Source organism: Rhizobium sp. ARZ01 (assembly GCF_014851675.1).
Classification (GTDB): domain Bacteria; phylum Pseudomonadota; class Alphaproteobacteria; order Rhizobiales; family Rhizobiaceae; genus Mycoplana.
Genome location: NZ_JACVAE010000002.1, coordinates 500,992 through 514,110, shown reverse-complemented (window position 1 = coordinate 514,110; position 13,119 = coordinate 500,992). Strand labels below are relative to the sequence as shown.

At 63.1% G+C, this 13,119-nt stretch carries 12 protein-coding genes; 6 read left to right on the top strand and 6 right to left on the bottom strand.

All coding sequences use genetic code 11. From position 1 onward, the window contains the following. The first annotated feature begins 295 nt into the window (after positions 1-295). From fabA to fabI, 3 genes are read left to right on the top strand one after another with little or no spacing between them, the layout of a single operon-like run. Entirely contained in the window at positions 296-811 is a 516-nt protein-coding gene (gene fabA, locus IB238_RS16600; protein ID WP_192249182.1) for a 3-hydroxyacyl-[acyl-carrier-protein] dehydratase FabA, read from the top strand. Positions 812-856: 45 nt separating this feature from the next. Then, positions 857-2,080, top strand: coding sequence for a beta-ketoacyl-ACP synthase I (gene fabB, locus IB238_RS16595; protein WP_192249179.1), 1,224 nt, complete (start codon positions 857-859; stop codon positions 2,078-2,080). Between the two features lie 6 nt (positions 2,081-2,086). Then, on the top strand, positions 2,087-2,893 hold the full coding sequence (gene fabI, locus IB238_RS16590; protein WP_192249175.1) for an enoyl-ACP reductase FabI: 807 nt from the start codon (positions 2,087-2,089) through the stop codon (positions 2,891-2,893). Between the two features lie 52 nt (positions 2,894-2,945). On the opposite strand, the gene IB238_RS16585 is transcribed toward fabI, so the two are convergent. The 3 genes from IB238_RS16585 to IB238_RS16575 all read right to left on the bottom strand — a co-directional run bounded on the left by IB238_RS16585 (position 2,946) and on the right by IB238_RS16575 (position 4,384). Beyond that, positions 2,946-3,167, bottom strand: coding sequence for a hypothetical protein (locus IB238_RS16585; protein ID WP_192249172.1), 222 nt, complete (start codon positions 3,165-3,167; stop codon positions 2,946-2,948). An 84-nt stretch (positions 3,168-3,251) separates the two neighbouring features. Continuing rightward, positions 3,252-3,788, bottom strand: a complete 537-nt coding sequence (locus IB238_RS16580; RefSeq protein WP_192249169.1) for a GNAT family N-acetyltransferase — start codon at positions 3,786-3,788, stop codon at positions 3,252-3,254. Between the two features lie 17 nt (positions 3,789-3,805). Continuing rightward, positions 3,806-4,384, bottom strand: a complete 579-nt coding sequence (locus IB238_RS16575; protein ID WP_192249167.1) for a helix-turn-helix domain-containing protein — start codon at positions 4,382-4,384, stop codon at positions 3,806-3,808. Between the two features lie 157 nt (positions 4,385-4,541). Between IB238_RS16575 and IB238_RS16570 the strand changes: the two genes are divergently transcribed. Together IB238_RS16570 and lepA are read left to right on the top strand one after the other, a co-directional pair. Further along, positions 4,542-5,801, top strand: coding sequence for an MFS transporter (locus IB238_RS16570; protein WP_192249165.1), 1,260 nt, complete (start codon positions 4,542-4,544; stop codon positions 5,799-5,801). A gap of 64 nt (positions 5,802-5,865) precedes the next feature. Beyond that, positions 5,866-7,698 (top strand): translation elongation factor 4, encoded by a 1,833-nt coding sequence (lepA, locus tag IB238_RS16565; RefSeq protein WP_192249163.1) that lies wholly within the window; start codon positions 5,866-5,868, stop codon positions 7,696-7,698. A gap of 61 nt (positions 7,699-7,759) precedes the next feature. On the opposite strand, the gene IB238_RS16560 is transcribed toward lepA, so the two are convergent. Further along, on the bottom strand, positions 7,760-8,263 hold the full coding sequence (locus IB238_RS16560; RefSeq protein WP_192249161.1) for a GNAT family N-acetyltransferase: 504 nt from the start codon (positions 8,261-8,263) through the stop codon (positions 7,760-7,762). After that, positions 8,260-8,850, bottom strand: a complete 591-nt coding sequence (locus IB238_RS16555) for a sugar O-acetyltransferase (RefSeq protein ID WP_246723686.1) — start codon at positions 8,848-8,850, stop codon at positions 8,260-8,262. The genes IB238_RS16560 and IB238_RS16555 overlap by 4 nt, the downstream gene beginning before the upstream one ends. 192 nt (positions 8,851-9,042) lie before the next feature. Between IB238_RS16555 and IB238_RS16550 the strand changes: the two genes are divergently transcribed. After that, on the top strand, positions 9,043-10,602 hold the full coding sequence (locus IB238_RS16550; RefSeq protein WP_192249159.1) for a D-aminopeptidase: 1,560 nt from the start codon (positions 9,043-9,045) through the stop codon (positions 10,600-10,602). Positions 10,603-10,913: 311 nt separating this feature from the next. Here IB238_RS16550 and scpA read toward each other — a convergent pair whose 3' ends face one another. Further along, complete coding sequence (gene scpA / locus IB238_RS16545; RefSeq protein WP_192249157.1) at positions 10,914-13,055, bottom strand: methylmalonyl-CoA mutase; 2,142 nt, start codon at positions 13,053-13,055, stop codon at positions 10,914-10,916. Positions 13,056-13,119: the final 64 nt, after the last annotated feature.

The window sequence follows — 13,119 nt, the reverse complement described above, 5'->3', positions numbered from 1 at the left end:
ACCTTGCAGAACAATCTTGACGTTTCGATATAACTTTTGGAACCGGCGGATTCAATAGTTTTGAAATGTGCAAACAGGCGACCGAATGCGGAAAACCAGTACTTTGACGATCCGACTGGCACTTTGGACTAGCTGTAGACCCGGTCATCATGTATGCGGAACGCGAAAATGACGCCGCATTTCGACCGGGATGCGGCAGTCGTCAGCGGCGCAGGATCAAGCCGGCGCTTCATTTTGATGCCATCCTGCTCTAATGCTGGATGATAAGAATTTTAGGACCGGGGAAGAAAAGTCCATGACCACCAGGCAGTCCAGCTTCACCTATGAAGAAATTCTCTCCTGCGGACGCGGTGAGCTTTTCGGCCCGGGCAACGCCCAACTGCCGCTGCCGCCGATGTTGATGGTTCATCGCATCACCGATATCTCGGAAACGGGCGGCGCCTTCGACAAGGGCTACATCCGCGCCGAGTATGACGTGCGCCCCGACGACTGGTATTTCCCCTGCCATTTCCAGGGCAATCCGATCATGCCCGGCTGCCTCGGCCTCGACGGCATGTGGCAGCTGACCGGCTTTTTCCTCGGCTGGCTTGGCGAGCCGGGACGCGGCATGGCGCTGTCCACCGGCGAGGTGAAGTTCAAGGGCATGGTACGGCCGAACACCAAGCTTCTGGAATACGGAATCGACTTCAAGCGCGTCATGCGCGGGCGCCTGGTGCTCGGCACGGCCGATGGTTGGTTGAAGGCCGACGGGGAAGTGATCTATCAGGCGACCGACTTGCGCGTGGGTCTGTCGAAGGACAAGGCCGAGTAAGGCCGAAGCGCGTATCGAGCGACAAAACAAGAAAAGGTCAGAATCATGAGACGGGTTGTTGTCACGGGTCTGGGGATCGTCTCCTCCATCGGGAACAATGCGGATGAGGTGACAGCCTCACTGCGCGAGGCCAGGTCTGGCATCAGCTTTTCCAATGATTTCGCCGAGCACGGTTTCAAGTGCCAGGTTTGGGGCGCGCCCAATATCGACACCACTGATCTTGTTGATCGCCGCGCCATGCGATTCCTGTCCCAGGGCGGCGCGTGGAACCATGTCGCCATGAAGCAGGCGATCGCCGATTCCGGCCTGGAAGAGTCAGTCTACGCCGAAAACGAGCGCGCCGGCATCATCATGGGGTCCGGCGGGCCGTCCACCCGTACGATCGTGGAAGCCTCCGATATCACGTTGAAGAATGGCAGCCCCAAACGCATCGGCCCCTTTGCCGTGCCGAAGGCGATGTCGTCCACCGCGTCGGCCACGCTTGCGACCTGGTTCAAGATCCATGGCGTCAACTACTCGATCTCGTCGGCCTGCTCGACCTCGGCGCACTGCATCGGTAACGCTGCGGAAATGATCCAGTGGGGCAAGCAGGACGTGATGTTCGCCGGCGGCCACGAGGATCTCGACTGGTCGATGTCGAACCTCTTCGACGCCATGGGCGCGATGTCCTCGAAGTACAACGAGACGCCGGCCACCGCTTCCCGGGCCTATGACGTCAACCGCGACGGCTTCGTTATTGCCGGCGGCGCAGGCGTGCTGGTGCTCGAGGAACTGGAGCATGCGAAGGCGCGCGGCGCGAAGATTTATGCCGAGATCGTCGGCTACGGGGCGACGTCGGACGGTTACGACATGGTCGCTCCCTCAGGTGAGGGCGCAGTGCGCTGCATGCGCCAGGCGCTTTCGACCGTAAAGGGCGATGTCGACTACATCAATACGCACGGTACTTCGACGCCGGTCGGCGATTCGAAGGAAATCGGCGCGATTCGCGAGGTGTTTGCCAACAAGCTCCCGCACATCCAGTCGACCAAGTCGCTCACCGGCCACTCGCTGGGTGCAGCTGGCGTGCAGGAATCGATCTACAGCCTCCTGATGATGCAGGCGGGCTTTATCGGCGAGAGTGCGCATATTGCCGAACTCGACCCGGAATTCGATGGCGTGCCGATCGTTCGCAAGCGGATCGACAACGCCAAGATCGACATCGCACTCTCCAACTCCTTCGGCTTCGGCGGCACCAACGCGACGCTCGTTTTCCAGCGCTACAACGGATAAAGACCAATGACGGGGATCATGAAAGGAAAGCGCGGTCTCATCATGGGGGTCGCGAACAATCATTCCATCGCCTGGGGCATCGCCAAGGCGCTCGCCGGCCAGGGCGCGGAGCTCGCCTTCACCTATCAGGGAGAGGCGCTGGGCAAGCGCGTCAAGCCGTTGGCGGCCGAACTCGGCTCCGAATTCCTGCTGCCCTGCGACGTCGAGGACATCGCTTCGGTCGACGCCGTCATCGCAGCAATCAAGGAGCGCTGGGGCAAGCTCGATTTCGTCGTTCATGCGATCGGCTTTTCCGACAAGAACGAGCTGAAGGGCCTTTATGCCGATACGTCGCGGGACAATTTCACCCGCACCATGGTGATCTCCTGCTTCTCCTTCACCGAGATCGCGCGTCGCGCGGCCGACCTGATGGACGAAGGCGGCACCATGCTGACGCTGACCTATGGCGGCTCGGTGCGCGTGATGCCGAACTACAATGTCATGGGTGTCGCCAAGGCTGCATTGGAGGCTTCCGTGCGCTATCTCGCTGGCGACTACGGCCCGCGCGGTATCCGCGTGAACGCTATTTCTGCCGGCCCGATCCGCACGCTTGCGGGCGCCGGCATCTCCGATGCGCGCGCCATGCTCTCCTGGCAGCAGAAGAACTCGCCTCTGCGTCGCACCGTCACTATCGACGACGTCGGCAATTCTGCGCTCTATCTGCTTTCGGATCTTTCCAGCGGCGTCACCGGCGAGATTCACTACGTCGATTCCGGTTTCAACATCACCTCGATGCCGACACTGGAAACGCTCGCACGCGCCGACAGCGAATAACGACCTCCGCCCCCGCCGTATCGGCCGGGGCGGTTTTTTCCGCCTGATTGCCTCAGCGCATCATCAGCATCGCGATCAGAACCAGCATCGCGGCGAGGACGCCCAAGAGCGTCCAGCGAACGCGATTGTTCATGTCCACTGTCGCGGCCGGGTGCTTGACGAAGGCGATCGGCGTTTCAGAGGTCGGGGTATGGCCTTCGCCCTCCGCAACGTCTTTGGCGATAACTTCCGCCACATCTTCCGTGATCGGCGGCCTGGAGGGTCCGAAAACCATCGCGCGCACTCCCGTAGAGATGATGGCGAATGGTGAACCCGAAGCGGCGCGATTGCAATCGGGATTGCGGCACGCGAAAGGCGATCAGGCGGCCACGTTGGCGGGGCCGACCCGCTTGTAGAACAGCGTTGTTCCGCAGAAGCTGCCGTCGGGATAGAGCGCATAGTCGGGGATGACGCCGACGCGTTCCCAGCCAAGCCTGCCATAGACGGCTTCGGCCGGGCTTCCGGTGGCGGTATCGAGCACGAGAACGGTCTTGCCGCGCACCGCGGCCTCGCTCTCTGCCATGTCCATCAATTGGCGGGCGAGTCCCTGGCCTCGCGCGCTTTCCCTGACGAGCAGTTTCTTGACATCGGCCCGATGGCCCTGGTTCGGCATCTGGCGCATGCCGATCTGCACCGTTCCGACAATGCGGTTGTCGATCTCTGCGGCGAAGAGGAGCGTCGACCCGTCCGAGACTGCTTCGATTACGTTCACCCAGAAGGCGAGGGCTTCTTCCAATTCATAGGGCGCCATGAAGCCGACGGATGCGCCGCCCATGACGCAGTCGACGAGTACATCGGCCAGTTCTCCAATCCGTGCCTCGGCTTCCGCCGTTCCCAGCATTCGCACGACGTTCATTTGGTTCCCTCGTTTCTTCAATTGCGGCCGCGATCGAGCACGACGGCGTAGTGCGCCATTTCCATGCCCGGATTGTGAAAAATGTGGCCTTCGGTGATGCTCATGTAGAGGCAGTCTCCCGGCTCGAGGTGATGGGTAGTATCCCCGATCGTCATGTCCAACCGTCCGGAAAACAGCCAGAGGTGCTGGGTCATGCCTTCCTTGGCAGTCTCCGGTGGATAGGCAATGCGCGCTCCTGCTGGAAACTCCACATCGATCACTTCCACACGGGAGGGCGTGCCGGCCGGCGAGACGGCCCGGCGTTGGTAACCCGTTTCCGGGTCCTTCCAGACCGGCTGCTCCGCGCGGCGGGAAACCGGATCCGCCCCCTTGCCCCCAGGAGCGAAGAAAGAAGAAAGCGTCACGTCGAGTGCCGTGCAGAGCCGCGAGAGCAACTGCGCCGTCGGGCTGGCCTCACCCCGCTCGATGCGCGAGATCATCGCGCGGCTGACACCTGAACGGCCAGCCAGATCGTCGAGTGTCAGTGCGCGCAAGGTGCGCAATGCCTTCAATCGCGCGGCGATGGCGGTATCGATCTGGTCCAAACTATGTTCCATTATAGTAGATTTATTCGGAATAATGATGGAGTCAAGCGTGCCGATACCACGTTTGATCGGCCATCAAAATAAAGCCTTGCCATGCCGCTGCCGCGACAATAAGTGCGCGGATCTGTCGCTATGGTTGCGACGAATGCCGACGTGGGAGCGGATAGAAATGCAGGTTCAAAAGGCGCCCGCTTCGTCGCTGCGGTCCATCATGGCTATCGTCGTCTCGATGGCCGGCGTCGCAATCGGCAATGGCCTGATGCTCGCCTACGTCCCGTTCGTGCTTTCGCGGGGAGGTGGCCCGGACTGGGCGCCGGGAGCGGCGGTTACCGCGATCGCCTTCGGTGGTCTTGTCGGCTGCGTCGTGGCTGGCCCGCTCATCCGTCGCGTTGGTCATGCGCGCGCCTTTTCCTGTTCGCTTGCCCTGGTGATACTCGCAGCCGTCCTCATCAGTCTTGGCGTCCACCCTGTGCTCTGGGTCTTTGCGCGTGGCGTCTACGGGGTGGCCGGCAACATCAATTTCATCATCGCCCAAAGCTGGCTCAACCATGCCAGCGAGAACAGCTGGCGCGGCAAGGCGATGTCATTCTTCTATATGACCTATGTAATCTGCCTCGGCCTCGGCGCCTGGCTTTTCGGGCTGATTCCCGCCGAAGGCAACATGGCGCCGATTGCGACAATCTTCTTCACGACGATTGCGCTGCTGCCCATCGGCCTGACGCAGCTTGCCACGCCGCCGGCGCCGGCAAAAGTCAGCGTCGACATCGCCATGGCATGGCGGAATTCGCCGGTCGCCCTTGTCGGGGTTCTTGCCGCCGGCGGCCTTTCCATGGTCGTCCAGGGTTTCACGCCGATCTATGCCGCCGCCAGTAACGTCGGGCAGAAGGACATCGCGGTGCTGATGTTCGGCATGCAGTTCGGCCTGTTCTTCGTCCAGTACCCGCTTGGGCTTCTCTCCGACCGCATCGACCGCCGCATCGTGCTGATCATCACCTGTCTGCTGATTGCCGGCGTAGCGGTCTTGGCGCTCGGGGTTTCCTTCTCCAATCTGTTCCTGCTGATCCTGGTGTTCGCGATCTGGGCCGGTGCGGTCGAGAGCGTCTATTCGATCGCCAACGCCCATGCCAACGACCGGGCTGATCCGGCCGAATTCGTGCCTCTGGCCTCCACGCTTCTCGTCGCCTGGTCGGTTGCGGCGACAGTCGTGCCTCTCAGCGTCACATTGCTGACGCCGACACTTGGTCCCAAGACGTTCATCTACGCGGCAGCGATCGTAGCGGTCGCCTATGCCTGCTTCGTTCTACTGCGGTTGCGGACCCGTGAGACCGTTCCGGTGGCCGACCGCGAGCACTTCGAGCTGAAGAGTGCGCAACTTCCAAATGCTGGCGCGCTGGTGGAGGGCGCAGACGAGCAGGCTCCCGGCATGTGAGGCCCGCAAACATGGTAAAGCGCTCGTTCATTTACCGCTTTGCGGGCGTTGAAGCCGCTGCTATATGGCGCCAATGAGCACCAATTCTTCGACGCCCCTGGACCATATCCGCAACTTCTCGATCGTGGCCCACATCGACCACGGCAAGTCGACGCTGGCCGACCGGCTGATCCAGTCGACAGGCGGCCTTGCCGATCGCGAGATGTCCGAGCAGGTGCTCGACAACATGGAGATCGAGCGCGAGCGCGGCATCACCATCAAGGCCCAGACTGTTCGCCTGCACTACAAGGCGAACAACGGCGAGACCTATATCCTCAATCTGATCGACACGCCCGGCCACGTCGACTTTGCCTACGAAGTTTCGCGCTCGCTGTCGGCCTGCGAAGGCTCGCTGCTCGTCGTCGACGCGTCGCAGGGTGTCGAGGCCCAGACGCTCGCCAACGTCTACCAGGCGATCGACAACAACCACGAGCTGGTCACGGTCCTCAACAAGATCGACCTGCCGGCGGCCGAACCCGACCGGATCAAGGAGCAGATCGAGGAAGTGATCGGCATCGACGCCTCCGACGCTGTCTTGATCTCGGCCAAGACCGGTCTCGGCATTCCCGACGTGCTCGAAGCCATTGTCCATAAGCTGCCGGCGCCGAAGAGCCCGGGCGGCGAGACCGCGCCGCTGAAGGCGCTGCTGGTCGACAGCTGGTACGACACCTATCTTGGCGTCATGGTGCTCGTGCGCGTCATCGAGGGGCGGCTGACCAAGGGCCAGACCATCCGCATGATGGGTACCGGCGCGAAGTATTCGATCGAGCGCGTCGGCGTGCTGACGCCGAAGATGGTGGCGATGGATTCACTCGGCCCCGGCGAGATCGGCTTCATCACCGCTTCCATCAAGGAAGTGGCCGACACCCGCGTCGGCGACACGATCACCGAGGACAAGCGCCCGACCGCGTCGGCGCTGCCGGGTTTCAAGCCGGCGCAGCCGGTGGTTTTCTGCGGACTCTTCCCGGTCGATGCGGCCGACTTCGAGGAATTGCGCTCGGCGATGGGCAAGCTGCGCCTGAACGACGCTTCGTTCTCTTTCGAAATGGAAAGCTCGGCAGCGCTTGGCTTCGGCTTCCGCTGTGGCTTCCTCGGCCTCTTGCACCTCGAAATCATCCAGGAGCGTCTCAGCCGCGAGTTCGACCTCGACCTGATCGCGACGGCCCCCTCGGTCGTCTATCAGCTCACCATGACCGACGGCACCGAAAAGGAGCTGCACAACCCGGCCGACATGCCGGACGTGGTGAAGATCGAGGAATTCCGCGAGCCTTGGATCAAGGCGACGATCCTGACGCCGGACGACTATCTCGGCGGCATCCTAAAGCTCTGCCAGGACAGGCGCGGCATCCAGACGGAACTGACCTATGTCGGCAGCCGCGCGATGCTGACGTATGAACTGCCGCTCAACGAAGTCGTCTTCGATTTCTACGACCGGCTGAAGTCGATCTCGAAGGGCTACGCTTCGTTCGATTACAACCTGGCGGACTATCGCGAGAGCGATCTCGTCAAGTTGTCGATCCTCGTCAACGCCGAGCCGGTCGATGCGCTGTCCATGCTCGTGCACCGCTCGGCAGCAGACCGGCGCGGCCGCACCATGTGCGAAAAGCTGAAGGACCTGATCCCGCCGCATATGTTCCAGATCCCGATTCAGGCCGCGATCGGTGGCAAGGTCATCGCCCGCGAGACGGTGCGTGCGCTGCGCAAGGACGTGACGGCCAAGTGCTATGGCGGCGACGCCACCCGCAAGCGCAAGCTGCTGGAAAAGCAGAAGGAAGGCAAGAAGCGCATGCGCCAGTTCGGCAAGGTCGAGATCCCGCAGGAAGCGTTTATTGCCGCTCTGAAGATGGGCGACGAATAGGTCGCCGGCACCGACGATAAAAAAGGGGGCTGCGGCCCCCTTTCCCTTTCTGAGGCCTTGCTCAGAGCAGGTAGCGCTTCGATATGCGGTCCACCAGTCGGCCGTCCTTGAGCGGCGCGGCCTTGTCGACCTTGTAGTCGGTAAAGCCCATCTTGCTGTAGTAGGCCAACCCGCCGACATTGTCGGCGCGGATGGTGGCGTTGATCGCAAGGAAGCCCTTCTCGCGCGCCAGCACACGGCTTGCCGTGAAAAGAGCAGTCCCTGCACCGGAGACCTTGTTTTCCGGACGGGCAAAAGTGCCGATATCGACCCACTCCGCGGGGAGGCCGTCGTGCCGTTCCAGCCCTTGGAATGCACAAGGCCTTCCGCCTGCGTCGAGAGCGACGAAACAGTTGACGCAGGCGGGGCCGTCCAGGAAATGTGTGCTGAAGCGCTCAAGGGTGAACGGTGTCTCGTGCGCGGTTGTGCCGCCGATGCGAATGAGCTCGTTGAAGAAGGCGCAGAGCGTGGGCACATCCTCGAGCTGGGCCGGGCGGACTTCGATCGCATGCAAGTCTATGCTCATATTCCCTCTTCGCCGCGTTTTGCTGGAGGTCTATGCCGGCCGATCGGTCGCGCCGGGTTCCCGACGACCGTTGCCCCGGCAGGTACGCTCCTTGTGACGACCGCCCCCGCACCGATGATGGCGCCGTCGCCTATCATCACCCCGCCGAGAATGATAGCGCCGCCGCCAATCCACACATCCGCTCCGATAGCGACCGGCCTTGCGATCTCGAGGCCAAGGCGCCGCAGTTCGACGTCCTTGTGATGCTCCGCGCAATAGATCTGCACACCCGGCCCCAGCATCGTACCGGCGCCGATCGTGACGCGGCCGCTGTCGAGGATCGTGCAGCCGGCGTTGAGGTAGACACCGGCCGCAAGCGAGATGTTGATCCCATATGCACAGTGGAACGGTGCCTCGATGAAGGCGTCGGGCGCGGCATATGCCAGGATCGCGCGCAACTCCGGCGCCAGGTTCCCCCGGTCGGCGGGATCCATAGTGTTGTGCTGGTGAATTGCCGCACGCGCGCTCCAGCGCAGGGTGTCCAGTTCTGGATCGCGGCAGCAATACCACTCGCAGGCCGCCATTTTTGTCCGCTCGTCGCTCGCCAATTGGCCGATTCCCAATTTGATGTTCGGCGGAATACTGCATCGCCGGTCCCGGCGCTGGCAAGGCGGAAGATTGCCTGACGCCGCGGCCCGGACGCCGCACGGAGGCGTTGCCTCCACGGACCTTGCGCGGTAGGAGTCGCCTGCGGCCGGGTCCCGGCCGTTTCCTCTTAATCCATTCTTTCGAAGTTCCCCATGTCCGATATCGATCTCGCCGCGCTGGAAGCTGCGGTCCATTCCCTCCCTGAGCGCATCAAAGGTCCCGGCGGCGTTGTCGGCCTCGTCAAGAATGGCGAAGTGATCCTGCGCCATGCATGGGGCTTTGCCGATCTCGACAAGCGGGTGCCGATGACCGAAGTCACGCTCATCCCGATCTGCTCGATCACCAAGCAGTTCACCTGCGCGGCACTGCTCGATGTCGTCGGCGATCCGGCAAGGCTGGATGCGCCGCTCGCGCGCCACTTGCCGAACCTCGAAGACCGGCGGCCGACGGTGGCGGACCTGTGCAACAACCAGTCGGGCCTGCGCGACTACTGGGCGCTGACGGTGCTGCACGGTGCGATGGCCGATGGCGTGTTTTCCCGGGAGGATACCGCGCGGTTGTTCGCTCGCATGCGCAAGACCCATTTCGAGCCGGGCAGCCACTATTCCTATTCCAACGGCAACTTCCGTATCCTCTCCGACCTGATCGAGGGCGCTGCCGGCAAGCCGCTGGCCGAAGTCTATCGTGACCGCCTGTTCGGCCCGGCCGGCATGGAAACCGCTGTCCTCGCCTCTGATACGTCCGCGCCGCTCAACGGCGTCGTCGGCTACGAGGGCAACGAGACGGTCGGCTATTTCCCCGCCGCCAACCGTATCTTCTGGTCGGGTGATGCCGGCATCGCCGCTTCGCTGGACGACATGCTCGCTTGGGAGCGCTTCATCGACCGCACGCGCGATGATCCTGATGGCCTCTACAATCGCATCTCCGCACCCCAACCTTTCGCCGACGGCACGCCCTCGCGCTACGGCTTCGGCCTTGCCCGTGAAACCGTGGACGAGATCGCCCTGACCGGCCACGGCGGCGCCCTGCGCGGTTTCCGCGCCCGCAGGCTGCACGCGGCCTCCGAACGCCTCTCGGTCGTCGTCATGTTCAACCACGAGGGCGATGCGCATGGAACGGCGACTGCCATCCTGCGTGCCGCGCTCGGGCGGGCCGATGCGCCGGCCGTGAAAAACGCGCCCACGCCCGAGTGGAACGGCAACTACCTGGAGCCCTCGTCCGGCCTCAGCCTGCGAATCACAACGACGCCCGCGGGGCTGAAGGTGCATTTCGCCACGTCGTCCGAGGACCTTGCCGTGGATGCCGACGGCATCGCCCGCTCGTCTTCCATGACACTAACGCGCGACGGCGATGCCATCCGCATGGAGCGGCCCGGCGAAAACCTGCGCGTGACCGCCCATCGTATTCCTGCCGGAAATCGCGACGACATTGCCGGCCGCTTCGTGTCGGAGGAGCTCGAAGCGTCGTTCGAGATCGTCTCGGCCGGCGGCGCGTGTTATGGCGCCTTCGAAGGTTTCCTCGGCAAAGGCGCGATGCAGCCGATCCATCCGGTCGGCAGGGACGTCTGGCGCCTCTCCTGCCGCCGCTCCATGGATGCGCCGGCGCCCGGCGACTGGACCATTCTGGTGCGGAGGGATGTGGCCGGCGAGGTTTGCGGCCTGACGGTCGGTTGCTGGCTCGCCCGCAAGGTCGAATACGTCAAGGCCGGCTGAGCCGCCTGCAGGTGCCGTAGAACATCTTCGTAAGGCGCATGAATTGGAGGGACACCCAAATCGTTCCGTCATGCCGGACCCCGATCCGGCATCCAGCGCGCGCAAGTAAGCTATTCTCGCCGCAGACGCGGCTCGGCTGGATCCCGGCTCAAGGCCGGGATGACGGAAGACTGAGTGGGCGTAACGCCAGCTAACCTCTTATCAGGTCAGGCCGGCTGAAAAGGTTGGCCGTGCGGCCTGGCCCTGCTGATCAATCGGCCGATCACACTGCGTGAGGCGGCGCCTACACGTTTTTTCAGCCTGCTCGTGCCTCAAATGTTGCGCCGGCGGCCTTCCAGAAGGTCTAGCACGGAATTCGCTGCCTCGATGACGTTGGTGCCGGGGCCGAAGACGGCGGCGACGCCGTGGTCATGCAGGAAATCGTAATCCTGCCGCGGGATGACGCCGCCGCAGACGACGATCACGTCGCCGCCGCCCTTCTTCTTCAGATCCTCGATGAGCTGCGGCAGCAGCGTCTTGTGGCCGGCGGCCAGTGAAGAAACGCCGATGACGTTGACCTTTTCGCCAAGCGCCAATTCCACCGCCTCCTCCGGCGTCTGGAACAGCGGGCCGGCCAGAACGTCGAAGCCGATGTCGCCGAAGGCCGAGGCGATCACCTTGGCGCCGCGGTCGTGGCCGTCCTGGCCGAGCTTGGCGACCATGATCTTCGGCTTGCGCCCGAGCTTGCTGGACACGCCATCCATCCGAGATCTCAGAACGGCAAGCTCCGGTTCGTCACGATAGGCCTCGCCGTAGACATCCTTGATCACCTTCGGCGTTGCAGCGTGATCGCCGAAAGCCTCGCGCATCGCATCGGAGATTTCGCCGACGGTGGCGCGGGCGCGTGCCGCCTCGACGGCAGCCGCGAGGAGATTGCCCGTGCCGCTGCGGGCGACCTCGGCCAGTGCCTCGAGGGCCGCGCGCACTTTGGCGCTGTCGCGCCGGCGCTTCGTTTCCTCGATCCGCTTGATCTGGGCGGCGCGCACCGCGCTGTTGTCGATTTCGAGAATGTCGATCGGCTGCTCGTTTTCCAGCCGGTACTTGTTGACGCCGACGATCACCTCGTCGCCCTTGTCGACCGCCGCCTGACGCCGGGCCGCTGCCTCCTCGATCATCCGCTTCGGCAAGCCGTCGTTCACGGCCTTCGTCATGCCGCCGAGCTTTTCCACCTCCTCGATCAGCGCCCAGGCCTGCTTGGCCAGATCGTCGGTCAGGCTTTCGACATAGTAGGAGCCGGCGAGCGGATCGACGACCTTGGTCACGCCCGTTTCGTGCTGCAGGATCAGCTGGGTGTTGCGGGCGATGCGGGCGGAAAACTCCGTCGGCAGCGCGATCGCCTCGTCGAAGGAGTTGGTGTGCAGCGACTGCGTGCCGCCGAGGGCTGCCGACATTGCCTCAAAGGCGGTGCGGATGATGTTGTTGTAGGGATCCTGCTCCTGCAACGATACGCCCGAAGTCTGGCAGTGGGTGCGCAGCATCAGCGACGAGGCCTTCTTCGGCTCGAACTCCTGCATGATGCGGGTCCAGAGCAGGCGCGCGGCGCGCAGCTTTGCCGCTTCCATGAAGAAGTTCATGCCGATGGCGAAGAAGAAGGAGAGACGGCCGGCGAAGTCGTCGACATTCAGCCCCTTGGCAAGTGCCGCGCGCACGTATTCGCGCCCATCGGCGAGCGTGAACGCCAGTTCCTGCACCAGCGTCGCGCCGGCCTCCTGCATGTGGTAGCCGGAAATCGAGATCGAGTTGAACTTCGGCATCTCCCTCGCCGTGTACTCGATGATGTCGGCAACGATCCGCATCGAGGGTTCGGGCGGGTAGATGTAGGTGTTGCGGACCATGAACTCCTTGAGGATGTCGTTCTGGATGGTCCCGGACAGCTCGGCGCGGGAAACGCCCTGTTCCTCGCCGGCGACGATGAAACTGGCAAGGATCGGGATCACCGCGCCGTTCATCGTCATGGAGACGGACATCTCATTCAGCGGGATGCCGTCGAACAAGATTTTCATGTCCTCGACGGAATCGATTGCGACACCGGCTTTGCCGACGTCGCCTAGGACGCGTGGATGATCGCTGTCGTAGCCGCGGTGGGTGGCAAGGTCGAAGGCGACCGACAGCCCCTTCTGCCCGGCCGCGAGATTCTTGCGGTAGAACGCGTTCGACGCCTCGGCTGTCGAGAAGCCGGCATATTGGCGGATCGTCCAGGGACGGCCGGCATACATGGTGGCGCGCGGACCGCGCACGAAGGGCGCCTCGCCCGGAATTGAGGTGAGATGGTCGATGCCTTTGAGGTCTTCGGCCGTGTAGAGCGGTTTGACGTCGATGCCCTCAGGTGTGTGCCAGGTCAGCGTCTCGGGCGAGGCCCTCAGTTCGCGTTCGGCGAGCTTGGTCCAGCTTTCCGGGAAGGTCTTGGTCGTCATCGTCGCTGTCCTGTCGTCTCGTTGGTATCCGTTCGCCGGCGGGTCTTTCGCCGGCGAGCGATGT